Origin of the sequence: Agrobacterium sp. NPDC058088, from assembly GCF_042885035.1 — a bacterium.
In the GTDB taxonomy this organism is placed as follows: domain Bacteria; phylum Pseudomonadota; class Alphaproteobacteria; order Rhizobiales; family Rhizobiaceae; genus Agrobacterium.
In genome coordinates this window covers 143266-167972 of the sequence record NZ_JBHVSU010000006.1, presented here as the reverse complement: position 1 = coordinate 167972, position 24707 = coordinate 143266, and the positions used below count along the sequence as shown (strand labels likewise).

The 24707-nt window shown below is 57.6% G+C and carries 21 protein-coding genes; 9 read left to right on the top strand and 12 right to left on the bottom strand.

All coding sequences use genetic code 11. The features are described 5' to 3' along the window. Positions 1-255: 255 nt before the first annotated feature. The 4 genes from paoA (at position 256) to ACFVTJ_RS17550 (ending at position 5416) form a co-directional block, all read left to right on the top strand. A complete protein-coding gene (paoA, locus tag ACFVTJ_RS17565; protein WP_386909523.1) occupies positions 256-891 on the top strand; it encodes an aldehyde dehydrogenase iron-sulfur subunit PaoA in 636 nt (211 codons plus the stop codon). Further along, positions 888-1838, top strand: a complete 951-nt coding sequence (locus ACFVTJ_RS17560; RefSeq protein WP_386909521.1) for an FAD binding domain-containing protein — start codon at positions 888-890, stop codon at positions 1836-1838. Before paoA ends, ACFVTJ_RS17560 begins: the two co-directional genes overlap by 4 nt. A 5-nt stretch (positions 1839-1843) precedes the next feature. Continuing rightward, positions 1844-4048, top strand: coding sequence for an aldehyde oxidoreductase molybdenum-binding subunit PaoC (gene paoC / locus ACFVTJ_RS17555; protein WP_386909519.1), 2205 nt, complete (start codon positions 1844-1846; stop codon positions 4046-4048). A 150-nt stretch (positions 4049-4198) separates the two neighbouring features. Next, on the top strand, positions 4199-5416 hold the full coding sequence (locus ACFVTJ_RS17550; RefSeq protein ID WP_386909517.1) for a CHASE3 domain-containing protein: 1218 nt from the start codon (positions 4199-4201) through the stop codon (positions 5414-5416). Positions 5417-5547: 131 nt separating this feature from the next. Here the strand turns inward: ACFVTJ_RS17550 and ACFVTJ_RS17545 are convergent, their stop codons facing one another. The 6 genes from ACFVTJ_RS17545 to ACFVTJ_RS17520 are packed head-to-tail and all read right to left on the bottom strand — an operon-like array spanning position 5548 to position 12752. Beyond that, positions 5548-6840 (bottom strand): amidohydrolase family protein, encoded by a 1293-nt coding sequence (locus ACFVTJ_RS17545; RefSeq protein WP_386909515.1) that lies wholly within the window; start codon positions 6838-6840, stop codon positions 5548-5550. 16 nt (positions 6841-6856) lie between these two features. Then, on the bottom strand, positions 6857-7801 hold the full coding sequence (locus ACFVTJ_RS17540; protein ID WP_386909513.1) for an ABC transporter permease: 945 nt from the start codon (positions 7799-7801) through the stop codon (positions 6857-6859). Then, the gene (locus ACFVTJ_RS17535) at positions 7798-8847 is read right to left on the bottom strand and encodes an ABC transporter permease (RefSeq protein ID WP_386909511.1); all 1050 of its coding nucleotides are present in this window, start codon (positions 8845-8847) and stop codon (positions 7798-7800) included. The genes ACFVTJ_RS17540 and ACFVTJ_RS17535 overlap by 4 nt, the downstream gene beginning before the upstream one ends. Next, positions 8837-10357: an ABC transporter ATP-binding protein gene (locus ACFVTJ_RS17530; RefSeq protein ID WP_386909509.1), complete on the bottom strand. Its 1521-nt coding sequence runs from the start codon at positions 10355-10357 to the stop codon at positions 8837-8839. The genes ACFVTJ_RS17535 and ACFVTJ_RS17530 overlap by 11 nt, the downstream gene beginning before the upstream one ends. Next, on the bottom strand, positions 10354-11757 hold the full coding sequence (locus ACFVTJ_RS17525) for an amidase (protein WP_386909508.1): 1404 nt from the start codon (positions 11755-11757) through the stop codon (positions 10354-10356). The genes ACFVTJ_RS17530 and ACFVTJ_RS17525 overlap by 4 nt, the downstream gene beginning before the upstream one ends. A gap of 8 nt (positions 11758-11765) precedes the next feature. Continuing rightward, a complete protein-coding gene (locus ACFVTJ_RS17520) occupies positions 11766-12752 on the bottom strand; it encodes a BMP family protein (RefSeq protein ID WP_386909506.1) in 987 nt (328 codons plus the stop codon). Between the two features lie 406 nt (positions 12753-13158). Between ACFVTJ_RS17520 and ACFVTJ_RS17515 the strand changes: the two genes are divergently transcribed. After that, positions 13159-13638, top strand: coding sequence for a BA14K family protein (locus tag ACFVTJ_RS17515; protein ID WP_386909504.1), 480 nt, complete (start codon positions 13159-13161; stop codon positions 13636-13638). Between the two features lie 76 nt (positions 13639-13714). On the opposite strand, the gene ACFVTJ_RS17510 is transcribed toward ACFVTJ_RS17515, so the two are convergent. The 3 genes from ACFVTJ_RS17510 to ACFVTJ_RS17500 are packed head-to-tail and all read right to left on the bottom strand — an operon-like array spanning position 13715 to position 17288. Then, on the bottom strand, positions 13715-15694 hold the full coding sequence (locus ACFVTJ_RS17510) for an iron ABC transporter permease (RefSeq protein ID WP_386909502.1): 1980 nt from the start codon (positions 15692-15694) through the stop codon (positions 13715-13717). Next, on the bottom strand, positions 15691-16548 hold the full coding sequence (locus ACFVTJ_RS17505) for an ABC transporter ATP-binding protein (RefSeq protein WP_386909500.1): 858 nt from the start codon (positions 16546-16548) through the stop codon (positions 15691-15693). The genes ACFVTJ_RS17510 and ACFVTJ_RS17505 overlap by 4 nt, the downstream gene beginning before the upstream one ends. Further along, positions 16545-17288: a helix-turn-helix domain-containing protein gene (locus ACFVTJ_RS17500; RefSeq protein WP_386909669.1), complete on the bottom strand. Its 744-nt coding sequence runs from the start codon at positions 17286-17288 to the stop codon at positions 16545-16547. Before ACFVTJ_RS17500 ends, ACFVTJ_RS17505 begins: the two co-directional genes overlap by 4 nt. A gap of 285 nt (positions 17289-17573) precedes the next feature. Here ACFVTJ_RS17500 and ACFVTJ_RS17495 point away from each other — a divergent pair, with 285 nt between their 5' ends. The 4 genes from ACFVTJ_RS17495 (at position 17574) to ACFVTJ_RS17480 (ending at position 23119) form a co-directional block, all read left to right on the top strand. Continuing rightward, entirely contained in the window at positions 17574-19766 is a 2193-nt protein-coding gene (locus tag ACFVTJ_RS17495; RefSeq protein ID WP_386909498.1) for a TonB-dependent siderophore receptor, read from the top strand. Between the two features lie 86 nt (positions 19767-19852). After that, positions 19853-20635: an ABC transporter substrate-binding protein gene (locus ACFVTJ_RS17490; RefSeq protein ID WP_386909496.1), complete on the top strand. Its 783-nt coding sequence runs from the start codon at positions 19853-19855 to the stop codon at positions 20633-20635. 14 nt (positions 20636-20649) lie between these two features. Further along, positions 20650-21387, top strand: coding sequence for a siderophore-iron reductase FhuF (gene fhuF / locus ACFVTJ_RS17485; protein WP_386909494.1), 738 nt, complete (start codon positions 20650-20652; stop codon positions 21385-21387). A 370-nt stretch (positions 21388-21757) separates the two neighbouring features. Then, positions 21758-23119 (top strand): FAD-containing oxidoreductase, encoded by a 1362-nt coding sequence (locus tag ACFVTJ_RS17480; protein ID WP_386909492.1) that lies wholly within the window; start codon positions 21758-21760, stop codon positions 23117-23119. Positions 23120-23174: 55 nt separating this feature from the next. On the opposite strand, the gene ACFVTJ_RS17475 is transcribed toward ACFVTJ_RS17480, so the two are convergent. Genes ACFVTJ_RS17475 through arr form a run of 3 tightly spaced genes read right to left on the bottom strand, consistent with a single transcriptional unit; the run spans position 23175 to position 24623 of the window. Further along, positions 23175-23645, bottom strand: a complete 471-nt coding sequence (locus tag ACFVTJ_RS17475) for a hypothetical protein (RefSeq protein WP_386909490.1) — start codon at positions 23643-23645, stop codon at positions 23175-23177. Next, entirely contained in the window at positions 23623-24174 is a 552-nt protein-coding gene (locus tag ACFVTJ_RS17470) for a diguanylate cyclase domain-containing protein (RefSeq protein ID WP_386909667.1), read from the bottom strand. The genes ACFVTJ_RS17475 and ACFVTJ_RS17470 overlap by 23 nt, the downstream gene beginning before the upstream one ends. A 35-nt stretch (positions 24175-24209) precedes the next feature. After that, the gene (gene arr / locus ACFVTJ_RS17465) at positions 24210-24623 is read right to left on the bottom strand and encodes an NAD(+)--rifampin ADP-ribosyltransferase (RefSeq protein ID WP_386909488.1); all 414 of its coding nucleotides are present in this window, start codon (positions 24621-24623) and stop codon (positions 24210-24212) included. Positions 24624-24707 lie beyond the last annotated feature (84 nt).

The window sequence follows — 24707 nt, the reverse complement described above, 5'->3', positions numbered from 1 at the left end:
TGTTCTCCACACGCTTCAGCCGCTCTTGCAGGCTTTAGAGCTGAACAGCGGATATCCGGAATCCCCTATAATTGATCTCAGGAGTTGATCGGGGCCCCGACCCATCGATGATCGCTAATGCTCTACCCATAGAAACTATCTGGGAACTTGCACTGCCGATCATTCGTTCATCCCTTGGCTTTCTTAATAACCCCGCGATCTCGTTCCTGTGATGCGAGACCTTTGGTTTCTCCAATTGATGAAGTGGAACTGGCCATGCCAGACACAAGCTTATTTGAACTTTCACGCCGGAATTTGCTTATCTCCTCGGCCGCCACTGTCGCTGCCACCACTGTAACCAGGGTCGCGGCAGCCAAGTCAGAAGGAGAAACCATGAAACACACGTCAAACGTATCGTTGAAGGTGAATGGACAAATTCGCGACCTCGACGTTGATAATCGGACATCCCTTCTCGACGCTCTGCGTGAGCACCTTCACCTGACCGGAACCAAGAAGGGGTGTGATCATGGACAGTGTGGGGCGTGTACCGTGATGGTCGGTGGACGGCGCATCAACTCGTGTCTCTCGCTTGCCGTGATGCATGACGGTGACGAAGTAACGACGATCGAGGGACTGGGACAGCCCGGCAATCTACACCCGATGCAGGCCGCTTTTGTCAAGCATGACGGTTTCCAGTGCGGCTACTGTACGCCAGGACAAATCTGTTCCTCCGTTGCGGTGCTCGAAGAGATCGCAGCAAACATTCCGAGCCACGTCACGAACGACCTCACCGCGCAGACATCACTCAGTGAGGCGGAAATTCGCGAGCGGATGAGCGGCAATATCTGTCGCTGCGGCGCCTATTCCAACATTGTCGAGGCCATCGTCGAAGTCGCGGGGACAAAAGCATGAAAGCCTTCACCTACGAAAAGGCCTCGTCGATCGAGGCCGCGAGCAAGGCGGCCGCATCCAACTCCGAGGCAAAGTTCATTGCCGGCGGCACTAATCTTCTTGATCTGATGAAACTCGAAATCGAGACGCCGACCCATCTGATCGACGTCAATGGTCTTGGGCTCGACACAATAGAAAAGACGTCTGAGGGAGGCCTGCGTATCGGAGCAATGGTTCGTAATACCGACCTTGCCGCCGACGCGATCGTCCGACGCGATTATGCGCTCCTGTCGCGCGCCTTGCTCGCGGGCGCTTCTGGCCAGCTTCGCAACAAGGCGACGACCGCAGGTAACCTCTTGCAGCGCACACGATGTCCTTATTTTTATGATACCGCACAACCCTGCAACAAGCGTTCGCCGGGAAGTGGCTGTTCAGCCATTGGCGGCTTCAGTCGCCAACACGCCGTTGTGGGCGTAAGTGATAGCTGTATCGCCACGCATCCCAGTGACATGGCCGTTGCCATGCGCGCGCTCGATGCGGTCATCGAGACGGTAAAGGTCGATGGTAGCCGCCGAACAATCCAGATCGCCGACTTCCATCGCTTGCCGGGCGATACACCTGAGATCGAAACGGTTTTGGAAAAGGGTGAGTTTATCACCGGAGTGGTGCTACCGCCGCCAACTGGGGGAAAACAAATCTACCGCAAGGTCCGTGACCGCGCTTCCTACGCATTTGCTCTTGTCTCTGTAGGCGCAGTCATTCAGCCGGACGGTACGGGCCGGGTGGCAATAGGCGGCGTTGCCCATAAGCCGTGGCGCGTGGAATCTGCGGATGAGGAACTCTCAAAGGGCGCAAAGGTCGCGGCGAATGCTCTGCTCAACGGCGCTCGTCCGACCGAGCAGAACAGGTTCAAGATCGATCTGGTGGAGCGCACGCTCGGCGCCGTGATCGCCGAAGCGAGAGGGTAATCGCCATGAAGTTCGATACACCAGCAACCACCAATCCGATCGACCAGCTGAAAATCGTCGGTCAGCCCGTTCACCGCATCGACGGCGAGCTGAAGACGACTGGGCGGGCGATGTATGCTTATGAGTGGCACGATCCGAACTTTTCTTATGCCTACGGTTATCCCGTCGGATCGACGATTGCAAAGGGCCGCATTATCTCGATGAATGTCGACGCTGCCAAACGCGCGCCCGGCGTGCTGGCCGTGGTGACGACACTTGACGTCGGCAAGCGCGAAAAGGGCAAGTTCAATACCGCGAAACTCTTCGGTGGCGATGAGATTCAGCACTATCACCAGGCGATCGCCGTGATCGTCGCCGAGACCTTCGAACAGGCCCGAGCAGCGGCAGCCCTCGTAAAGGTCGAGTACACGGAAGAACAGGGTCGTTACGATCTCGCCGAGGCGATGGATTCGGCGGTCAAGCCGAAAGATGCGGGCGGCGCCCCGCCCGACACTGCCGTCGGAGATTTCGAAGGTGCGTTCAAGTCTGCCGAGGTGACATTGGACGAGACCTACACCACGCCGGACCAGTCACATTCGATGATGGAGCCGCACGCTTCCATCGCCGCCTGGGATGGTGACGAGCTGACTGTCTGGACTTCCAGCCAGATGATCGACTGGTGGCGCTCCGACCTTGCAACAACGCTTGGTGTCGACAAGGAGAAAATCCACCTCATGTCGCCGTTTATCGGCGGCGGCTTTGGCGGCAAGCTGTTCCTGCGTGCCGATGCTGTTCTAGCCGCGTTCGGTGCGAAGGCAGCGAAGCGGCCTGTAAAGGTCGCGCTGCCGAGGCCGTTCCTCGTCAACAACACGACACATCGTCCAGCAACCATCCAGCGCATCCGCATTGGTGCCGCCCGCGATGGAAAAATAACGGCAATCGCCCATGAAAGCTGGTCGGGCGATCAGCCAGATGGCCAGCTTGAAACGGCTGCCATGCAGACGCGGCTTCTCTATGCGGGTGAGAACCGCATGACGGCGATGCGGCTGGCAACGCTGCACCTTCCTGAGGGTAACGCCATGCGCGCGCCCGGGGAGGCGCCAGGACTGATGGCGCTCGAGATCGCCATTGACGAGATGGCCGAAAAGCTCGGTATCGATCCGGTGCAGTTCCGTATCCTCAACGACACTCAAGTCGATCCGGAAAAGCCCGAACGTCCGTTCTCACATCGCGATCTCATCGGTTGTCTCAAGCTTGGAGCGGAACATTTTAGCTGGCCAGGGCAAGTTCGCCCCGGTTCCCGTCGCGAAGGCAACTGGATGATCGGTTCCGGTGTTGCGGCTGCATTTCGCAACAACCTTCTGGTGCCATCGGGCGCTCGCGTCCGTCTCGACAAGGAAGGGGTTGTCACCGTCGAAACCGACATGACCGACATCGGCACCGGCAGCTATACCATCATCGCCCAAACCGCAGCGGAAATGATGGGCCTGCCGATCGACAAGGTCGCAGTCCAGCTTGGCGATTCTCGCTTTCCCGTGTCTGCGGGCTCCGGCGGGCAGTTCGGCGCGAACTGCTCGACCTCAGGTGTCTATGCCGCCTGCGTCAAGCTTCGGGACGCTATCGTCCAGAAGCTTGGTTTCAATGAACAGGACTTCATCTTTGAAGACGGTCAAGTCCGCTCCGGTTCGCGCTCGGTTCCGCTTGCCGAAGTGGCGGGTGCCGAAGGGCTCGTTGCCGAAGACACGGTCGAGTGGGAGAAGCTTTCTGACAGTCATCAGCAGTCGACCTTCGGAGCGCATTTCGTGGAGGTGGGCGTCGACGTTGCCACGGGCGAGACCAGGATTCGACGGATGCTTGCGGTATGTGCCGCTGGCCGCATTCTCAATCCGATCACGGCCCGCAGCCAGGTGATTGGTGCGATGACGATGGGCGCAGGTCTTGCGTTGTCAGAGGAGCTTGCCGTCGACACCCGTCGCGGGTTCTTCGTCAACCATGATCTGGCTGGCTACGAGGTGCCGGTCCACGCCGATATCCCGCACCAGGAAGTGGTGTTTATGGATGAGACTGATCCGGTTTCCTCGCCGATGAAAGCCAAGGGCATTGGTGAACTCGGACTTTGCGGAGTTTCAGCGGCAATCGCGAACGCCATCCATAACGCGACTGGTATCCGCCTCCGGAACTATCCGATGACCTTGGACAAGCTTATTGGGGCCCTTCCTGACGTCGCGTGATCATGCCCGGCGTCAAGCTAACAATGACCTGCGCGAATTTTATGCGTTGAGGAGACTGAACAATGCTTGTCATCCCGCGTTTCAAGACTTAAGCCGCGGCTTGAAATTGCGGATAGCCTTTCAAAGTCTTTTTCAGGGCAAGACTAACGCATGCGCCGATCTTCCGCCATCGACTCCACTATATCCAGACAGCTCGCCAGCAAGGCCATGCCGATCGCACTTTGCATCGTTGCCATTGCTGTTTCTTTGACTTCGTATCTGTCTTTCTGGATATCTTCTGAGGACCGCAGGGCAGATGAGGCGGTCTGGAGAAATGCTGCATATCTAAGCGCTGTCTCAACGCTGATGTCGCGTATCCAAGACGCCGAAATCGGGCAGCGAGGATTTCTTCTCACGGGTGACGAACTCTACCTCAAGCCCTACACCTCCGCGATGGACTCCCTGGATCCGATGCTCGACAATCTGGCTAAGCGGGCCAATGAAGCATCTGCCGAAACGGGGAGTGTCGCAACTCTGCGCAGTCTGGTCGCTCAAAAAAAATCCGAGCTCGAACAAAGCGTCGAGCGTCGCCGCAATGGGGATGAGAACGGCTCTATTGCGCTTGTGAAAACCGGACAGGGCAAAATCCTAATGGACGGGATTCGTTCGGTCATCGCACAGATGGAAAAGGCAGGTTTGGAGCAACTCGCAAAGCGCTCCGACGCCGCCAGCCTGGGAAAAATGCGGATGCACGTGCTTCTGCTCATTCTGGCTATAGTGGCCGGAGGCATGGCCATACTGATCGTGCGTGCTACCGTTATCCGCGCGAAAGCGGCCGAGAAAGCGAGAGATGAACTTCTCCTGCATGCGGACAGACGATTGATGGCCATCATGGCCGCTGATCTGGTTGGTTACAGCAGGCTCATGGAAAACAATGAGGCAGACACTCTTGAGCGCTTGAAAGCAGCAAGAGATGTCATCGACACGATCATTGAAGAAAATAGTGGTGCAATCATAACCACGGCCGGCGATAGCATAGTCGCGGCCTTTCCAAGCGCGCTCTCAGCAATCGATTGCGCGCTTCAAATTCAAAAATATATGAAAATAAACAACAAGGATCGATCAGAAAAAGACCAACTCCTGTTCAGGATAGGAATGAATGTCGGAGATGTCATTATAGATAACGGTGACGTGTTCGGAGACACCGTCAACATCGCCGCGCGCCTTGAGGGCATTGCTGAACCTGGCGGTATCTGCATCTCGCGATCCGTGAGAGATCACATTAGAAAACAGAGGAAGCTCAGGTTCGAGGATGCTGGCTTCCAGCATGTCAAAAACATTTCTCGGCCGATCAGCGCATTCAGAATTCGCGATCTCGACTATGTTTGAACAGGCGACCGCCACCGTTCGGCTCGCAGCATACATCGCGAAGCGATAGTCCCGGCGATGTCCTGTAAGGCGAGGGCACCTATCCAATCCTATCGTCTCCGTCATAATCAATAATTGTAAGCTTCAAGACTTCATGTCCTGCTCGGCACGTAGTCGCGACCCGGATCGACGCTCGATGGTCGGCCGTCGATGAACAGTTCTCCGATCCGAGGCGCGCTTTTGGAGATCACCTTTCCATTTTTGAGCACGAACAAGCGAGTTGGTTTTAGCCGTAGGGCTTCCGTCACATCGGCTGCTTGAAGAACGATGAGATCCGCATGGCATCCGACTTCCAATCCGTAGCCCTCAAGCCCCATGGTCTTTGCGGAGTTGACGGTCAAGCCTTCGAAAATTCTACTTTTATCCTCTATGCCCCCCATCTGGGCAACGTGGATGGCCATATGTCCCACTTCCAGCATGTCCGCCGAGCCCATCGAATACCACGGGTCCATCGTGCAATCCTGACCAAAAGAGACGTTGAGACCGGTGGCCATCAGCTCGCGCACGCGCGTCATGCCCCGGCGTTTCGGGTAGGTGTCATGGCGACCTTGGAGCATGATGTTGATCAGTGGATTGGGGATGACATTGATCTCCGCTTCCGCCATGAGCGGAATGAGCTTGGAAACGTAGTAATTGTCCATCGAATGCATCGAGGTCAGATGGGAACCTGCGACACGGCCTTGCAGGCCAAAGCGTACAGTCTCATTGGCAAGCGTCTCGATATGTCGCGACATGGGGTCGTCGGTCTCGTCGCAGTGTATATCGACCGGAAGGCCCCGTTCAGCGGCGATGCGGCAGAGCGCTTCGAGCGAGCGTCGTCCATCGTCCATGGTGCGTTCGAAATGCGGGATGCCTCCAACGATATCGATGCCCATGTCCAGCGCACGTTCCAGCGACGCCTCACCATCCTTGGCGCGGTAATAGCCATCCTGTGGGAAGGCGACGAGCTGCAACGTAATATAGGGTGCAACCCGCTCGCGCACCTCGATCAGCGCTTCTGCCGTCACAAGCCGGGGATCGGATGTGTCGACATGGCTGCGAATGAAGAGCAGGCCCTGAGTGACGGCCAGATCGCAATAGCGCAATGCACGCTCGACAAGGGCCTCCTTCGTCAGGGTCGGACGCAACTCACCCCACAGAGAAATACCTTCGAGCAAGGTGCCCGAAACGTTCATTCGCGGCATGCCCAGCGAAAGCGTCGCATCCATGTGGAAGTGTGGATCGCAGAAGGGTGGAGAAACCAGTCGACCGCTTGCATCGATCTCTTCAGCCGCTTGAGCATCTATCCGCTTTTCAATGGCGGCGATTTTGCCATGTTTTGCCCCAATATCGAAGCCGCTGCGTCCATCGGGCAGATTGGCATTACGGATGATGATATCGAACATAACGGGCCTTTCTTGATCAGCGTTCGCCGCGCCGATAGGGTTGCATGAGTGCCTGTGGAACGCGGGCGCTGCGCGCCGTCACGGCAAGCGCGACGATCGACAGAACATAAGGTATCATCAGGAAAATCTGATAGGGAACAGCGCCGCCCAGAACCGTCTGGAGACGAAGCTGAAAGGCATCGAAAAACGCAAAGAGCAACGCACCTATCAATGCTCGCTGCGGCCGCCAGGATGCAAAGACGACCAACGCGATGCAGATCCAGCCGCGCCCTTGCACCATTGTCGGGAAAAAACTGTTGAATGCGGACAGCGTCAGAAAAGCCCCGGCCATGCCCATCAAGGCGCTTCCTGCGATCACGGCACCGTAACGCACGACCATGGGATTGATACCCTGCGCTTCGGCGGCATGCGGATTTTCGCCGGTCATTCGAATAGCCAGCCCAAGCGGTGTGCGGAAGATCACGTAAGCAAACAGCATCGCGAGGACTATTGCAGCATAGGTCGGTGGCGTTTGGGCAAAAACAGCCGGGCCAATGAAGGGGAGATCACTCAAACCCGGAATGGAAATGGGCTGGAAAGGCGTTATCGTCGGCGGCGTACCGCCGACTGGAACCATGAGGCGAAACACATAGTAGCTAAAACTGGATGCGAACAGCGTTACGCCCAGTCCCGATACGTGTTGCGACAGGCCAAGAGTAACGGTCAGCAGCGCATGCAACAGCCCGAACGCGGCGCCGGCGAGCCCTGCCACAAGAAAGCCTGTCCAGAGATCGGCACCGTTGTAAACGGAAAGCCAACCGACCATCGCGCCGAATGTCATGATGCCTTCAATGCCGAGATTGAGAACGCCTGCACGCTCGCTCAACACCGCGCCGAGCGTTCCCAGTATCAACGGCGTTGCTATTCTGAAAACCGCAGCCCACATTCCTGCGGACGCTAAGATGTCCACAATGGCACTCATCGGCGGATCCTGTATTGGGTGAAAAAGACGGCAACCAGCATCGTCAGCAGCGACAATGCCACGATCACATCAGCAATGTAGCTTGGAATACCAAGGCTGCGGCTCATGCCGTCTGCGCCCACAAACATGGTGGCCGTGAAAAGGCCGGCCAATACGACGCCAAGCGGATTGAGATTTGCCAGCATGGCAACCACTATCCCGGAATATCCGTAGCCGGGCGACAGGTCGGTCGTGACGTAGCCCTTGACGCCCATCACCTCGACTGCACCCGCAAGACCAGCCAGTCCACCGGATATGCAGGCGACCAGAACAAGTGTACGGCTGAGTGGCACACCGGCAAAAACCGCAGCCTGTGGATTGAGCCCGGCTGCGCGTGATTGTATGCCGAAAACCGTACGCGACTGTACGAAGGCGAGAAGCAAAGCGAGCAGAATCGCGATGACCAGCCCCAGATGTAGACGCGAACGGGCGAGCAGTTTGGGAAGCATGGCCGCATCCGCCACCGATTCAGACTGAGGCCATCCGAATGCCATCGGATCTTTCAACACCGTATCGATCAGCATGGAAACGAAAAGCAGCGCCACGAAGTTAAGTAATAGCGTCGTTACCACCTCATCCACGGCAAACCGCAATCTCAGCCACAGCGGCACGAGCAAAAGAATCATGCCGCCGACGGCACCTGCAACAAGCAGGATAGGAATCTGGACGATTGGCGGCATTGAGCCGATAAAATGGGAGCTCAGCCAAGCGACCGTGATCGCGCCGATATAAAGCTGTCCCTCCGCGCCGATGTTCCACAGCTTGGCGCGGAAGGCGAGGGCGGCGGCAAGACCTGTAAGAATGAGAGGTGTTGCGCGGGTCAGGGTTTCGGTGGCCGACAGCCTGGAACCGAAGGCGCCCGTCAGAATACGGCGATAAGCTTCCAGAACAGGCGCTCCGGCAAGAGCGATCAGTACGCCCGCAATTCCCAATGCAACGATGACAGCAATTACCGGTGTCGCTATCACGAGCGCTACCGGCCTGTCTTCGCGGCGCTCAAATCGCATGAGCTTCCTCCGTGTCCCATTCGCCGGCCATCATCAGACCAAGTTTGCCAGGCGTTGCCTGTTTAACATCGATGGAGGGCGACAGGCGTCCGCCGACGATGGCCTGGATACTGTCTGACAGTGCCATGACTTCGTCCAGATCCTCCGAAATCAACAAAATCGCAGTGCCCTGCCGTCTTGCTTCCAGAATGCGTTCATGCACGGCTGCAACCGCACCTTCATCCAGCCCGCGGGCGGGCTGGGCGGCAAGCAGGATGTTCGGCCTGTTGATGAGGCTTCGGCCGAGGATCAGTTTCTGCATATTTCCACCGGACAAGAGCCGGATACGGGTTGCGGGAATGCCGCCGCGAACATCGAACTGATCGATGATCTTTTGAGCGAAGGCCATTGCGCCCTTCCGATCGACCATTCCTCGCCTGGAAAATGATGGCAATCTTTCGAGGATTGCGTTCTCCCAGATCGCCATGTCGCCGATGGCACCTTCCTTGTTGCGGTCTTCCGGGATGCGACCGATGCCGGAGGACACCACATCGCCAACCGACAGGTTACTGACCGCCTTGTTGAACAGCAGCAGATCGCCGCCGGTTCTTGCTTTCGTGCCGGAAAGCAACTGGGCAAGTGTGGCCTGCCCATTGCCAGAGACGCCAATAATGCCAAGCACCTCGCCAGCGTGAAGTCGGAAATCGACCGATTTCAGCCTGTCCACACCACCGGATCGAACGGTAATCGACACGGCTTCCAGCACCACCTGTCCAGGTGTGGATGGCTCGCGCACCGGCCGCGTGACGGTGCGTCCGACCATCAGTTCGGCAAGCTCTGCCTTGCTGGTCTCAGACGTCTTCCTTTCAGCCACATGCCGCCCGCCGCGCAGCACCACGATCCGGTCCGCCGTCGACATCACCTCGTCCAGTTTGTGGGAGATGAATATCAGCGACAATTCTTGCCGGGCCATATCCTTCAGCGTCCTGAAGAGCCCCTGCGCCTCCGTCTGGGTAAGGACAGCGGTTGGCTCGTCGAGAACGAGGATACGCGCGTCGTTATAGAGCGCCTTGAGAATTTCCACGCGCTGCTGTTCACCAACTGAAAGATCGCCAAGCCGCGCATCCGGGTCCACCTTGAGGCCGAAACGGGCGGAAATGGAAAGCAGTTTAGCCCGCGCCTCTGCCCGATGCGATCGCCATGACCAGAGACTTTCAGTGCCTGTGATCACATTTTCCAGGACGGTGAGATTGGGTGCCAGAGCAAAATGCTGATGCACCATGCCGATGCCGGCACGAATGGCAGCGCGCGGTTTGCCCTGCGGCAATTCCTGGCCATTCACAAGCACCCGGCCACTATCGGGAACGTAATGACCAAACAGAATGCTCATCAGCGTCGTCTTACCCGCACCGTTTTCTCCCAAGAGGGCAACGATCTCGCCTTTGGCAAGCGATAGCGAAATGTTGTCATTGGCACGCGTGGTGCCAAATGTCTTGCTGACGCCAATGATGTCCAGAACCGATGTCGTCATGTGGCTAGTCCTGCGACTGGAAAACGGTGTTGCCAGCGGCCGTCCTGCTCCAGCTGTTCGGCAAGCTGCAAAAGCAGGTGATCTGCCCCCATTGGCGCCATGAGCTGCACGGGGAGCGGCAGTCCTGCTCTGTCCGATCCGAATGGGAGGCTTATGGCCGGAAAACCCGAGACGTTGGCAAGCGCTGCCAAGGGCGCGAAAGCAGCCATACGGTGGAAATGTAGCTCTGTGTCAGAATGATCGCTGGGAAAAGAGCCAACTGGCAAGGGAGCAGAAGACAGTATGGGACTGATCAGGCAATCGATGCCATCGAACAAGCGCCAGAGGTCACGGCTGACCATGAGCATGGAATTCAGGCTGTGCCAGACATCTCGCGCCGAGAGAGACAGACCTTTCTCAATCACGGCTTGCGTGAGGCGTTCTGTTTTTGAGGAATCGAGGTCGAAACGGGTGATGGTGTCGGCAAGATTGATGCAGACAATATCAACGAAGCATTGGCGGCTCTGAGCAGCGATCGCTTCTATCGCCGTAAAGGAAACGGGGACGAGCGTGTGCCCGGCAGCCTCAAGATATTTTGCAGCGTCGTCGACCACCAGACGCCGTTCCGGTGATGTTGGAAGGTCTAAACCTGTATCGGAAAGCACGCCTATGCGAAGCGGGGTTTCGTGCTTTGGCTGCAGGGCAACGGGTGGAAACGGACCGCGTGTCGTGCCAGCCAGTGCTGAAAACACCGCAACTGTGTCACGCACCGAGCGGCAGACCGCAAGCTCGGTTGCGATTCCTGCGAGATGATTGCCAAAATGAGGACCGGCCGGCATGACGCCTCGGCTCGGTTTCAATCCAACAAGTCCGCAACAGGCAGCCGGCACGCGGATCGAGCCTCCTGCATCCGTTGCGTGAGCGATGGCGACGATGCCTGCCGCGACGGCTGCCGCCGCACCGCCAGAGGAGCCGCCAGCGGACAGAGCCGGTGCCAAAGGATTGCGTGCGACCGGGCCAATGGCGGGTTCGCTGGCAAGAGACAGGCCGAACTCGGGACTGGTGGACAAACCAAAGAAGCAAAAGCCCGCCGTCCGGAAGCGCTCGGCAAGATCGGAATCAACCAATCCTCCACGGCGCGGCATGAGCCTCGAACCCGCCGCCATCGGAAACCCGGCAAATGGCCCACCAAGATCCTTGCCAAGCGTGGGCACGCCGGCAAAGGACATGGCAAGGCGTTGCTCGCTTGCGAGCGCGTCAACCGCCTCGGCGGCCTTGAGCCCCTTATCGCGGTCCATATAGGCGATAGCACCCAGACTTTCGTGCTTTTGGGCGGCACTTAAGGAAGCCTGCATGGCTTCAAGGGACGTCAGCTGCCCAGAGGAAATCGCCTTGGACAGCGCTGTTGCATCGGCTTGCATGACAAAGCTTACTTCGGCTCGTCCGTGATTTTGGGAACCATGAACGCACCGGATTTGATGTCGGCGCGCTTTGCTTCCATGGCAGCTTCCGCTTCTGCAGGTGCTGTTCCCTTCACATAAACGATGTCGCTGCCGCCTTCCTTCATCAGGCCATAAGCGGTGTAATCCCGGCCGGTCGGCTTTCCGGCAGCAATATCGGCAAGGGCTGCATTGAGGATGGGCCGGAAATTCCACAGCGCATTGGCAAATACCGTGTCCGGATAGCGCGGCGTATAATCGATGAGCGAACCGACGGATTTGATTTTACGTTCCTTCGCAGCATCCGCCGTTCCGATCCGCTCGCCAAACAGAATGTCTGCACCGGAATCGATTTGGGCCAGTCCCGCCTCGCGGGCTTTTGGCGGATCGAAGAATGTGCCGATAAACGTAACGATGTGTTTTGCGTCCGGGTTGACCGCCTTCACACCCTCGCCAAAGGCATTGATCAACATGTTGACCTCTGGGATCGGCATTGCCCCGACTGAGCCGACAATATTCGATTTGGTCATCTTGCCGGCGAGCATTCCGGCAAGGTAGGCGCCGTCGAAATTCCAGGTGCCGAAGACGCCGAAATTGTCGCCAGCCTCCTTGCCGCTGGAGCCCATGACAAAGGCCGTATCGGGATAATCCGCCGCAACTTCGCGCGCCTGTTTTTCCACCGGAAACGTTTCGCCGATGATCAGTTTCGCACCCTGTTCGGCATATTCGCGCATGGCGCGAGGGTAATCGGTCCCGGATATTCCTTCCGAGAAGACATACTCAATAACGCCTTCGGAGGCTGCATCCTGCAAGGCCTTGTGCAGCACGGAATTCCAGGCATTTTCAACAGGCGAGCCATGGACGCCGGCGACTTTGATTGGTGACGCGGCACGCACGGACGGCACAAACGCTGTGGCGCTGAGCGCTAGTCCCGACGCGAGCAAATCGCGACGGCTCAGCCTGAATTTATCGGTCATGAAAGTTCCCCTGGTTTTACCATTTGGTTCAAATTTTTATGGTCAGCACAAAATAAAGTCAAATGTAATTTTAGATTAAAAAATAGGCTAAATGCCTTCCCTGTTCGGGATTGAGCCCTTATTTTAAGCGCCACTAAAAGAGGCGCCAAGATTCATCCGATCTCATCAGGATGAAGGTTGAGTTGAAGCACCAGACCGCGCGCGACACGACAACCGGGCCAGAATTGCCAATAGGAACGCGCGGCGCCTATGTGGCAGAAACGACAGGCGAAGAGGGTAAGCTTGGCTTCTGGCCACGACTACCTAACGGCAGGACGTATCTCACAAAAGTTCCGCCAATCTTGAAAATTTGCTGTGGAACAAAGCGCTGGAAAGAGCATTTTCGACCAAAATTGGAGATACTCTCATGCAGAACTTCGTCGTCGGTTTATTGCTCACATCTTGCGCAGTACCGCTGTTTGCGGGCTCCATGACCATTGCCTCCACTCTTATGCACGACGCGCCGGGGCACCGGTTCACCAATCTCGATGCGGAACCCCTATGGACGTCAGAGGTCAAAAGGATCGATGTTACCAAACAGGCCTACGAGCGACTTCCAGCGGTCGTCGCGCCTGAAACACTAATCGCAGAAACCAGGAGAAAAACTTCACCTGCTGCCTCAAGCGAGGCGGCTCAGGTGCAGCCGGTTCGGGATAACGAAAAGACATACGATGTCAGCGAACAGGCCAAGACCTGGTGTGCTGCGAAATATCGGTCTTACTCGGCCGAAGATAACAGCTATCAACCCTATGGCGGCGGCCCGAGAAAACCATGCGCGGCACCGCCCGCGATCGCTGGTCCGGCAATGACGCACGCAGATGAGATACAGGTTTCGTCAAGAACCTGATGCGAGCAAGTTTTAAACATCTGACAGGTATGGGTGTTGGCGAGCTGTGTCCCAGCGGAAATTCCCTTTGACCCGGTCAAGAGAACCGTGATCCAGATCTTGAACGAAGCAGCAGCATGAAGATGGGCGCGCCGAGAATTGCGGTGATGATGCCCGCCGGAAGTTCAAGCGGGGCGATAATGCTGCGACCGACCGTGTCTGCAAAAGCCAGCATTACAGCGCCCAATACCATCGCAACGGGCAAGCTTTTGGCGTGGCGGGCTCCGGTAAGAAGTCGAGCCGCGTGCGGTGCGAGCAAGCCAACGAAACTGGCGGCGCCGATAGAAGATACGGCGATTGCGACAGCCCCTGCAGCATAAAGCACCGCGCATTTGCTGGCGTTTCCGGTCGCAAGGCCCAGTGAGCGCGCCTTCTCATCGCCAAGCATCAAGGCATCGAGATGACGACTGAGGAGAAGGCCTGTTGCCGAAAGAGCGACAACCCATGGCATGAGAGCAAATGCATCGGTGTAACCGCGGGCGTGCGTCGAGCCGATGAGCCACGAAAGTGCTTGAGCCGTTTGCAAACGCGCCTCTACGACTATGATCGTTGCGGCCGCACCCAGGCTTGCGGCGATCGCGACACCAGCCAGAACCAGCTTTTCCGGAGAATTCTTCGGTGCCAGCAGCCGGAGCAGCAAGAGCACGACAACGGCCCCGGTCAGAGCGACCACCTGGAAAGCTGGCGTTGCGGGTGAAAATCCAAGCAGGAGCGCGACGAGGCTGAACAGCGCAGCTCCCTGTGTCAGGCCCAGCGTCTCGGGCCCGCAGAGTGGATTACGAGTAACCGCCTGAAGGACGGTGCCAGCTGCGGCGAGCAATGCGCCGCAACCAAGGGCGACGAGAAGGCGAGGGGCGCGCAGGTCGAGGTTTCCTGTCATCCCGGCGATTGTCAGTGATAAACCGTCGCCTGTCGCGAGACTTGCCGCCATCGCGATCAGAACTAGAGCGGCAAGGGCTGCCAAGACGAGGAGGAAAGGTGGGCGCGCCACGCCCATGGGCAAACCGATGCGACGCTCTCCCCCGATTTTTGCCCTCCGGAGCAGAAGCAACATGACCGGCGCACCGAGGCAGGCAACCGTAACGCCTGTCGGTATGGCGGCGCCATTGTGCGTGAGAGTTTGTGTTACCACATCTGCAAGAAGCAGTGTGTTGGCTCCCCACACCATTGAAAGCGGCAGATGGCGATGATGCCGGCTTACACCCAGTGCGCGCAACACGTTCGGAACAGCAAGGCCGATAAAGCCGACAGGCCCTGCAAGGGTGACTGCCGAGCCGCAGAGAAGAACGCCGACGAGCAGGCCGAAAAGCGTGACGCTCCTTGTCACCCCGAGACTAGCGGCAGCCCGGTCGCCCAATCCCAGCAAGTCCAGCGCGCGCGCCATCAGGATAAGCGTCAGGAAGGACAGGAGCACAAAAGGAGCTGCCGTTGCGACCTTCGCCCATCCGGTCTGATCCAGAATGCCGGAGGACCACAGCAGCAGGCCAGATGCCCGTTCATCGGCGAGAAGCACGATTGCCGATGAAACGGCGGAAAAACAAAGTGACACGGCGACACCGGAAAGAGCCAGTCGGCCTGCCGGGGCCTGAAAGCCGCCTGCCAGCGCAAGACAGGCAGCCGCGCCGGCGAGGCCGCCTGCGCTCGTGGCTATGATGGGCGGCAGAGCCAAGGGCAGCAACAAGGTTGATACCACAAGGAAAAGCTGCGCGCCGCTGGTGACCGACAATATATCCGGAGCCGCCAAGGGGTTCTTCAAGACGGTTTGAAGAACCGAACCTGCCAGCGCAAGGGCGGCGCCAGCCAACATGGCTGCAGCCAAACGGGGCGCCCTGGTTGTTTCCAGAATTGCCTGCGGCAGCGTCTCCGGGCCCGTTGGAAAAAGAAACACATCCTGCCAGCCAACCAGCTTGCTTCCCACTTTGAGTTCTAGCGCCGCCAGGAGCAGCAGAAGCAACACGCCGAATGGCCAGACAAGGGCTGGGGCCGATTGGCGAATGCTGAGGTGAGACAAGTTCATGGTCGAGACGAAACCGGCCGGTTTTGCCGGTTGCCGGCGCCGACCCAGTCGACCATGCAATAGCTTCTCCCGCTTCCATCTGGATGTGAAATGAGATCGACGCGGCACTCAAAGGCTTGCTGCAACAGGTCAGCCCGCAGTACCTGATGTGCCGGCCCGGCCGCGAGAACCTGACCCCTCTGCATCAGGACGACGTCATTGGAGATATCCATCACCTGATTGAGATCGTGAAGCACCGCGATGATCGTGAGCCCTTCGTCTGAATTAAGTTTGCGCAGCAGCGTCAAGAGCTCGGCCTGATATCTGATGTCGAGAAAGCTGGTGGGTTCATCAAGAAAAAGGATACGTGGTTCCTGCGCCAGAGCCATCGCCAACCAGGCTCGCTGCCTTTCACCGCCCGAGAGGGTCCCGAGTTGTCGCCCACGCAAGTCTTGAAGACCGACGCGAAAAATGGCGCTTTCGATGATCGTGCGATCCTGCGCCGACAGACGACCAAGCCACGGACGGTGAGGGTAACGGCCTTGTTCAACGAGTTCTTCGACGCTGAGGCCGATTGGAATTTCAGGTGCCTGGCTCATGACGGCAACCTGGCGAGCGACCGTGCGTCGGGACAACGCGTTGAGCGGCTGTCCGGACAGGCGCACTTCGCCCTCCGTCGGTTGCTCGAGCCCGGCGAGGCATTTGAGCAGCGTGCTTTTCCCCGAGCCGTTCGCACCGCATATGACGGTAATCCGACCCTCAAATGCGATAGCATCAACCTGCCGAAGCGCTTGAGCCTGATCATAGGTAACGCTGATACCAAACGCCTGGGCGGCGATGGTTTGCGCCTTCTCTATACTCGGGAGCCTGTTCATTCGGAGACCTCGCGCATGGCCTTGCGAAGCGAGGACAAGCTGCGATATCCGACGTCTGCTGCCGCCTCGTCCAGACGCGCTCCCTCCGCCTGGCGGCGCATGACATGCGCCATGCGCAAGCGACGCCGCCATTCGGCAAAACTCATGCCCGTCTGAATTCGGAATTTCCGCGTCATGGTGCGCCGGCTCATGCCGAGATTGTCTGCCCAGCGATCAATATCGAGATCGAGCGACGGTGTGTCGGTAAGATCCCGACACAGCCGTTGCAATCGCCTGTCACTTGGCATTGGAAGTGCAAACGGGCCTTCCTGCGCATTGGCAATCTCTTCGAGCATCAGTGCTGCCAGATGTCCGCCGCGGCCGTTTTCGTCGTAAAGGGTCGGCTCGTTCAAGAACGCTCCAACCGTGGCCGACAGGAGCGTTGAGGTGGAAATAACGCGTGTCGCCCACGGCATGGCGATCCCTGGTTCCGGCTCGATGTAGACGGACTGCATCGAGACCCGCCCGTGTGAATGGACGGCATGTGGAATCTCCGGGGCAATCAGCAAACCGTATCCACAGGGAATGATGAATGAGGTGTCGGGGGTTCGGGCGGTCATGAAGCCGTCGATGATCTGTAGCAGTTGCCCTCGGCGATGGCTGTGCCAGCCAAAATCCACGCTTTGCTCGTAGGTCCGTGCCATGGCCGCGACAGGCCGCGGCACATTTTGAAGATCAGCTGCCCTTTGCGGCTGTTGCATCGTGTTTAAAGGCAATGGGATTCCTAATGGTAGTGTCGCGACCCGCTTCCAACTGAAAAAGCCATAGTCGCGCAGCGTTCGTATTTCAAAAGAAAAAAATGGCCCGTTGGAGCAGAATAAAATCATTTCGCCAGATCAGGCCATAAAATGGCCCGGCAGAGCTCGATTTTGACCTGACAATGCTGATAAAAAAAGTCTAGTTAAGCGGCCAAGCGTGCGGGTTTTAAAAACACAACGGACAGTCCGGAGTAGCCTTTGCGCAGTATTCCTATCACAGGTCCTCGAATGCAGAACACCGTCCTTCGTCTTCGCACATCAACCTGCCACGTCGCCAGAGAGGGGCTACTGCTTTTCGTGTCGGGCGTTGCGTTGAGCGCGCTCATTTTCCCGCCTGCGATGGCTGAGGCGCAGGAAACGAATGGTTCGACCGTGCTCGAGCCGATCATCCTAGATGGAAAGGTCGCAAAAGGGGCGCGGGTCGAACAACGTGGCTACGTGGCAACGCAATCGGCTTCGGCCACCAAGACCACGATGGCAATTGCCGAGACACCGCAGTCCGTCTCCGTTGTCACCCGCGGCGCCATGACGGACCGCGCTGTGCAGACGGTGGCGGACAGCTTGCTTTATAGCGCGAACGTCAACGGCCAACGCTATGGTAACGATCCTCGTTCCGATTACTTCAGCATCCGTGGCTTTAGCGCCGATCTTTATCTCGACGGGTTGCGTGTGCCTCAGATTGCAAACCAGACGGGGGGCTATGCCGGTTTTCGCGTGGAGCCGTACTTCCTTAATCGTGTGGAAGTGCTGCGCGGACCAAGTTCGGCGCTTTTCGGACAAACGAATGTCGGCGGTGTGGTCAACATGATCAGCAAGGATCCGTCCGATAAAGCCGGCGGAGAACTCTATAGCCGCTTCGGAAGCTACGGGCAGAAGGAAGCCGGGTTCGACATTACGGGTCCGGTCGGCACTGATTCCGATCTTACTTACCGTCTGGAAGGTATGATCCGCGACAGCGAGACAATGAATGATTTCGGCAAGAACGATCGTTTTGCCATCAGCCCGACCGTCAAATGGTCGCCGGATGAGGACACCAGTCTCACGCTTTACGGTGCTTACATGAAGGATGACGCTGGCCAGGTGCCCTCGCTTATTCCGGCCGTTGGAAGCATCTTTCCCAATCGCCTCGGATTGACAATACCCCGAAGCTTTTCGGACGGAGATCCCTCACTGGCAATTTACGACAAGGAAACGGCCTATGTGGGATATCGGCTTGAGCACGCGTTTAATAACGATCTCGTTCTACGCCAGAATTTCCGGTACTCATATCTGGACGTGAACTATCAGAACCTCTTTGGCAACGGTCTTTCCGCCAACCAGCGCACGCTTTCACGCCTCGTCTATAATGCGCAGCCAACGCTCAACGCCGTGGCGCTGGATACTAATCTTGAATACAAATTCGACACTGGGCCAGTCAGCCATACACTTCTTGGCGGTATCGATGTGCAATGGCAAAATCTCGTCAACAGGACTGGATCGCGCAACGGCCCCACTCTCGACCTGTTCAATCCGGTCTACGGCATTGGCGTGCAACCGGCAGCCCTGACCACGCATCTTGACCAGACTCAGCGTCAGGTCGGCTTTTATCTCCAGGATCAAATGGAAATGGGCGGCCTTCGTCTGACCGTTGGCGGCCGCCAGGACTATGTCAGCAACGACTCCGACAGCACCGCGCTTGCCAGCGGTCTTACCACCCGCTACCGGCAGGACGATAGAGCTTTCACAGGCAGGGTCGGCGCCGCTTATGTCTTCGATAATGGCCTTGTGCCCTACGCTCTTTATTCCACGTCCTTCTCGCCGGTGCTGACATTGGCGCCAACGCCACTAAAGCCGACCAAAGGCGAGTTGAAGGAAGTCGGTGTGAAATTCGCCCCACAAGGCGAGGACTTCAGCCTGACCCTTTCCGGTTTTGAGGCAACGCAACAGAATGTCGTTAATCGTATCGCCAGCGTTTATTACCAGACTGACGAAGTGCGCGTGCGTGGGATCGAACTGGAGGCTAACGCTACTCTGTTGGATAGCCTCAATCTTACCGCAGCAGCAAGCTGGCAGGATCCTGTGGTAACCGAAAGCCAGACACCAGCCCAGATCGGCAAAATGCCCTATACCGTTCCCAAGCAGCAGCAATCCCTATTCGTGAGCTATGATCTGCCCATGCCGGACAGCTGGGAGGGAAAGTTGACAGTCGGTGCTGGTGTCCGTCGCATCGGCAAGACTGCCGGGGATACAGCGAACTCATTCTTCGTTCCCGGTCATACGCTGTTCGATGCCTTTGCCCGTTACGAACATGACCGCTACTCATTCCAGCTCAACGGTTATAATCTCGGTGACAAGACCTACGTCGCCGGCTGCAACACTCCAACGCAATGCTATTACGGGCAGGGTTTGACCGTTGTGGGAACAGTGAGCGTGAAGTGGTAGCAGGTTTAAGCAGACGATCGTTCTTGAGTGGCGCGGTGGCTTTGATTGCTGCGCCAGGGTCGCTTGCCGCCTCAGGACCTTCACGCTTGGTCACGCTCGACTGGACTGCTACCGAGATTGCCCTTTCCCTTGGAATATCGCCCGTTGGATGCGCGGAAATCTCCGGCTACAAAACGTGGGTCAATGTCGCAAATGAAGGTCTTGCCGATGCCGTTGACGTGGGACGACGACAGCAGCCCAGCCTTGAAGCGATCCGCAAGCTGCAACCAGACCTGATTTTGACATCGCGTTACCGGCACGCGTCGATTGCCCGTGCGCTCGGTGAGATCGCTCCAGTTCATCTGATCGACGATCAGGAAAACGAGGATGACATGCTGGCAAGCGTCTATCAGAGCGCCCACCAGGCGGGCGCAGCGTTGTCCCGATCAGATGATGTTGCAAGGTTACTCGAGAGTTTCGATGGTGAGATCGAAAAGCTGAGAACGGGGCATGCCGGGCAGGTGGAAGGCCGTAAGCTGGTCGTGGCGCAACCGTTGCCGGGCGTTCCGCGGTTGCGGGCCTTTGCACCCAACGCTGCAATATCCGGCCTCCTCAGAAAAATCGGCTTTGCCGATGGCAGTCAAATGTCAGCGCAACCCTTCGGATTTGCGACTGTTGATCTTGAAGGACTTGCTTCACTTGAGAATGATAGCACCCTGTTCATCCTTGGTGAGGCCATTCCGGATGATCTTCTCCATGCCTCGCTCTGGCCTATGTTGCCAATTGTCGCGCAAGGAAATGTCCGTTTAACTGGCATACCATCCTGGCCGTTCGGTTCCACGGCGTCGTTAAAGCATCTGGCTCGCCAGATCGTCACACGGTTCGTCTAGGCTGGCAGGAGCAGATGCGAAGGTCAAAGCTTCTTGGCGACTTGCTGGGTCAGCCGACAAACGCGCAATGGCGCGATTTTTTCCGGCGCAGGCGGCGCACCGACCTGACCTTCAACGAATTGCTGGAGCCCAATTGTCTCTTGAGGATCCTTCACAGTTACGGTCGTCGCCATGGGCCGAGTGCGCCTCTTGCCGCGGTGGCTGGTGAGTGGTCGAAGCGGTACTTCGCAAGGGTGATGAAACCGATCGCTACCGCTGCAATGTTGCTGGATTGGCGCATGCCTCTCACACCGGCAGACTTGAGTATCGATGTCAGCGCCGAAGGGGAGATCGTTTCACTTGGCCTGTCCGATTTTGGTCGCCCTGTTTTAGCGACGTCCGCAGAAGACCGGTTTGCCTTTTTGATCAGCGGCAATATCGAAGGCGTTATTAGAGCTGTTTCCGAGGTGAGCGGTCTTTCTCGCAACGTCCTTTGGTCAAATGCCGGCAACGTGTTCGAAGGCATTGCGCGCAGTTACGCCATGGACAATGATTGCTCCGTTGCGGGCGTGGCGGACGCGCTGGACCTTCTTGACGCCCGCAATATGGCCGATGGCTCAAGGAACCCGCTTTTCAAACCCATCATTTACCCTCATGGCGAGGGCAAGCCAAAGAGGCTCCGACGCGTCTGTTGCATCCGATATCTGATTGACGGACTTGATTACTGCAAGACGTGTCCGTGTCCGGCAAGGCATTCTCCTCCTCGAATTTGAGTTCTCGGCCAAGGTCGATGGCTCGCTCGCGCCTTTACACCGCCGTCCTGTCGACCAACTTGCCATGCCGTGGTACGCTCGCAATCCTCCGGTCTGGTAACGGCAAGCGGCAATCCGGACGTCGTCACTGCCGCTTTCCGGCCCTCTTTCAAAGCCGCGGCCGAGGTCGGCAGGACCTGTCAAAGAATACGGTCATTCGTCCGCCTGTCGCCCGGGCGTTACGGCTGTCGATCTAGGTGAAGTCGGGGGATATCAATGCTCATCCTTCTCTCATTGCTGAAAGGGCTTGTTGCCGGTCTGCGGACAATGATTGCGCCGGCCGCAGTTCAGTCGTCATTGCACTTGCATGGGTCATTATGGTGTCCGTGTCATGAAAGAGTATGATGCAATCTTCATAGGGGCCGGGCAGGCGGGGCCATTCCTCGCCGCCCGGATGGCAGCGATGGGCCGCAAGGTGGCTCTGATCGAACGGAAATATCTTGGTGGCACCTGCGTCAACGCCGGGTGCATGCCGACAAAGGCATTGGTCGCCAGTGCCAAGACTATCGCGGTTGCGCGGCGCGCATCCGAATTCGGCATCACCATCGGCGGTGAGCCGACCGTGAACATGCAGGTCGTAGCGGCTCGCGCCCGGAAGGTGACCCTTGATGCGAGAAATGGTCTGGCAGCCTGGTTTGACAGCCTTGAGACGATGGATGTCATCCACGGCCAAGCCAAATTTATCGGTGCGAAGGCCGTGTCCGTCGACGGCGCAGATTATAGTGCGCCGCAAATTTTCATAAATGTCGGCGCGCGGCCGCACATCCCGGACATTCCCGGCCTGAAGGATGTGCCGTATCTCACGAGTACCTCGGTGATCCAGCTTGATGCATTGCCGAGACATCTGATCGTTCTCGGGGGCAGTTACATCGGATTGGAATTCGCGCAAATGTACCGGCGCTTCGGCGCAGAGGTTACAGTCATCGAGCGTGGGTCGCAACTGGCGCCCAGAGAGGACGCCGATATCTCGCAAGCGATCGCGGATATCCTGAGCGGTGATGGCATCAGGGTTCTTTTGAACCACAACCTTCTGTCCGTCACCAAGGAAGATGCGGGCTTGGTCGTACGGACCGATCAATGCGACGTCCGTGGTAGCCATGTCCTGGTCGCTCTCGGACGGCGGCCGAATACCGACGATCTGGGCCTTGATCATGCAGGCATCGAGACTGATCAGCGCGGTTTTATTGCGGTGGATGAGCGCTTGCAAACGACCGCAGAAGGCATCTGGGCGCTTGGAGACTGCAACGGACGAGGCGCATTCACGCATACGTCCTATAATGATTTCGAGATCGTCGCGGCAAACCTCCTCGATGGCGGTGACCGAAAAGTGTCAGACCGCATCCTCGGTTACGGTCTTTACATCGATCCGCCACTCGGGCGCGTTGGCATGACGGAGCGTCAGGCAAAGGACGCCGGGCACCGGATCAAGGTCTCGACCCGGCCGATGAGCCGCGTCGGCCGCGCCGTCGAGAAAGGCGAAACACTCGGCCTCATGAAACTCGTCGTCGACGCCGAAACCGACCGGATACTTGGCGCCGCCTTCCTCGGCGTGGGAGGTGACGAGGCGATCTACGGCGTGCTCGACGCCATAAACCTGGGGGCCGCGACCGAAGAACTGCGCTGGGCGGTGCCAATCCACCCGACGGTGGGAGAACTGGTGCCAACCCTAATCGGTGATCTCAGGGATACCTGAGGTTAGCTGGCACCACAGGACCGCCAAGGTTTTTTCAGGATCGATGAGCCGGCATTTATTGACGGCGCTTGGCGCCAAATATATAGCCGGCCAGCAAGCCCAGAAGAATAGCTCCGGCTGGCTGAGCCCTGATGCGGACACGCAGATCTTCGACCATGTTCTCGCTTCCTGCTCGCAGGACACGAACCGAGGCGGATCCCATCTCAGTCACACTGTCACTCAGCCTGTTGAACTCGGCTCGCATTGCCGCCAGCTCTTCGGCGGGCGTCGAACTGGCTGCGCTCCCTGTTTGATTTCTCACGCTCGCCAAGGCTATGTCTACTAGTGGTGCTTCGGTTTCGGCTCCGATATCCATCGCGGGCGATGGGGTGCTCTCTGGTGGACTGTACGTTGCCCCAGAAGCGCCGGTATCCAGCGGTCGGGCTATCGCCTCGGGGGCTGGTTGCGGAGCATCGAAACCGGGTGGGTGGGCGACGGTTTGATAATTGCTGGATTCGACGACGTCAGACGATTTCGATTTGATCATTTGTTTCTGCCTTGCTCGGTAAAGCCGCAAAGTTTCTTGCAGTCGTCGCCGAACATGCTTTTTGCCCTGTAGTTCCAAAAACCCATGAAGAATTGCGGTTCTTTCGCGCGTTACGCTTGCTTCTTCTTTGAGGAGGCCGATACTTTGATCTGTCCTGTGTAACCCCGTCACGACAGCAGTCTGGATGCCCGAGCCTGACTTGGATTCTTACCGTCGTCGACGGTAAGCAGCGCTGCCTGAACCAGATCGCCTTCACGCCGCCCGTAATAGTCTGATTTCTTCCGCTTTCCTTCGCTTCATAAAGGTAGGCACTCGCCACCTTATACATGTGGTCCCAATCCGCCTCTCCTGCCGTCACGCCAAAGCTGACTGTCACATGTCTTGAGCCAAGTATGTCTGAGAAGTCCGTCGAACGAACAGCGATCCGAAGCCGTTCGGCGCAATTGTGCGCGTCATCGAGGCCAACATCTCTGAGATAAACGGCGAACTCTGAATAGCCCCGCGATTTGTAGACACCTTCTTTCCTGATTTTGAGGCAAGAACAGCATCAATAGCTGACAGCGATCAATCAATAACGACGTTATTGCCTTCTTCTGTTAACCGCGCGATTGCCTCTTTCATCCCCCGGATCTGTTCCGCCGAATGACCCCGCCAGTTCACGACCTCTCCGATGATCCGCAACGGGTCTCGCGATCGATATGAGAGCGTCGGATTGCCCGCAAATCTCTTGTCGGTCACGTTCGGATCGTCCGACCAAGCGCCCGTGGGCTCGACCACATAGATCCGTTCCGGTCCTTCACCCGCCGCCAATTCAGCCCCCCATATCGCCGCATCCATGGTGCCTGCGAAATATACCCACGATAACTGCGTGTCGACGAAATTGGATTGGTAACCGACGGCAATCATATCCCCGGGCCGCAGATCTGCGCGGGTACCGTGAAAGAATGATTGTGAAAACGCGGTTGCAGGTGCCGACATTGCTTTGTTCCCTTACGCATGACCCTAAAGATAACGGAGCGGGTGCCAACTGCCGGCTCGCACAAACGATAAATTGTCTGTCAG

Excerpts from the sequence above, each read along its gene's own strand:
- ACFVTJ_RS17535 (WP_386909511.1), bottom strand. The coding sequence starts at position 8,847 with ATGCGATTTGAGCGCCGCGAAGACAGGCCGGTAGCGCTCGTGATAGCG.
- paoA (WP_386909523.1), top strand. The coding sequence starts at position 256 with ATGCCAGACACAAGCTTATTTGAACTTTCACGCCGGAATTTGCTTATC.
- ACFVTJ_RS17500 (WP_386909669.1), bottom strand. The coding sequence starts at position 17,288 with ATGCAACAGCCGCAAAGGGCAGCTGATCTTCAAAATGTGCCGCGGCCT.
- ACFVTJ_RS17505 (WP_386909500.1), bottom strand. The coding sequence starts at position 16,548 with ATGAACAGGCTCCCGAGTATAGAGAAGGCGCAAACCATCGCCGCCCAG.
- ACFVTJ_RS17550 (WP_386909517.1), top strand. The coding sequence starts at position 4,199 with ATGCGCCGATCTTCCGCCATCGACTCCACTATATCCAGACAGCTCGCC.
- ACFVTJ_RS17540 (WP_386909513.1), bottom strand. The coding sequence starts at position 7,801 with ATGAGTGCCATTGTGGACATCTTAGCGTCCGCAGGAATGTGGGCTGCG.
- fhuF (WP_386909494.1), top strand. The coding sequence starts at position 20,650 with ATGCGAAGGTCAAAGCTTCTTGGCGACTTGCTGGGTCAGCCGACAAAC.
- ACFVTJ_RS17510 (WP_386909502.1), bottom strand. The coding sequence starts at position 15,694 with ATGAACTTGTCTCACCTCAGCATTCGCCAATCGGCCCCAGCCCTTGTC.
- paoC (WP_386909519.1), top strand. The coding sequence starts at position 1,844 with ATGAAGTTCGATACACCAGCAACCACCAATCCGATCGACCAGCTGAAA.
- ACFVTJ_RS17480 (WP_386909492.1), top strand. The coding sequence starts at position 21,758 with ATGAAAGAGTATGATGCAATCTTCATAGGGGCCGGGCAGGCGGGGCCA.
- ACFVTJ_RS17545 (WP_386909515.1), bottom strand. The coding sequence starts at position 6,840 with ATGTTCGATATCATCATCCGTAATGCCAATCTGCCCGATGGACGCAGC.
- ACFVTJ_RS17495 (WP_386909498.1), top strand. The coding sequence starts at position 17,574 with ATGCAGAACACCGTCCTTCGTCTTCGCACATCAACCTGCCACGTCGCC.
- arr (WP_386909488.1), bottom strand. The coding sequence starts at position 24,623 with ATGTCGGCACCTGCAACCGCGTTTTCACAATCATTCTTTCACGGTACC.
- ACFVTJ_RS17520 (WP_386909506.1), bottom strand. The coding sequence starts at position 12,752 with ATGACCGATAAATTCAGGCTGAGCCGTCGCGATTTGCTCGCGTCGGGA.
- ACFVTJ_RS17515 (WP_386909504.1), top strand. The coding sequence starts at position 13,159 with ATGCAGAACTTCGTCGTCGGTTTATTGCTCACATCTTGCGCAGTACCG.
- ACFVTJ_RS17525 (WP_386909508.1), bottom strand. The coding sequence starts at position 11,757 with ATGCAAGCCGATGCAACAGCGCTGTCCAAGGCGATTTCCTCTGGGCAG.
- ACFVTJ_RS17560 (WP_386909521.1), top strand. The coding sequence starts at position 888 with ATGAAAGCCTTCACCTACGAAAAGGCCTCGTCGATCGAGGCCGCGAGC.
- ACFVTJ_RS17475 (WP_386909490.1), bottom strand. The coding sequence starts at position 23,645 with ATGATCAAATCGAAATCGTCTGACGTCGTCGAATCCAGCAATTATCAA.
- ACFVTJ_RS17530 (WP_386909509.1), bottom strand. The coding sequence starts at position 10,357 with ATGACGACATCGGTTCTGGACATCATTGGCGTCAGCAAGACATTTGGC.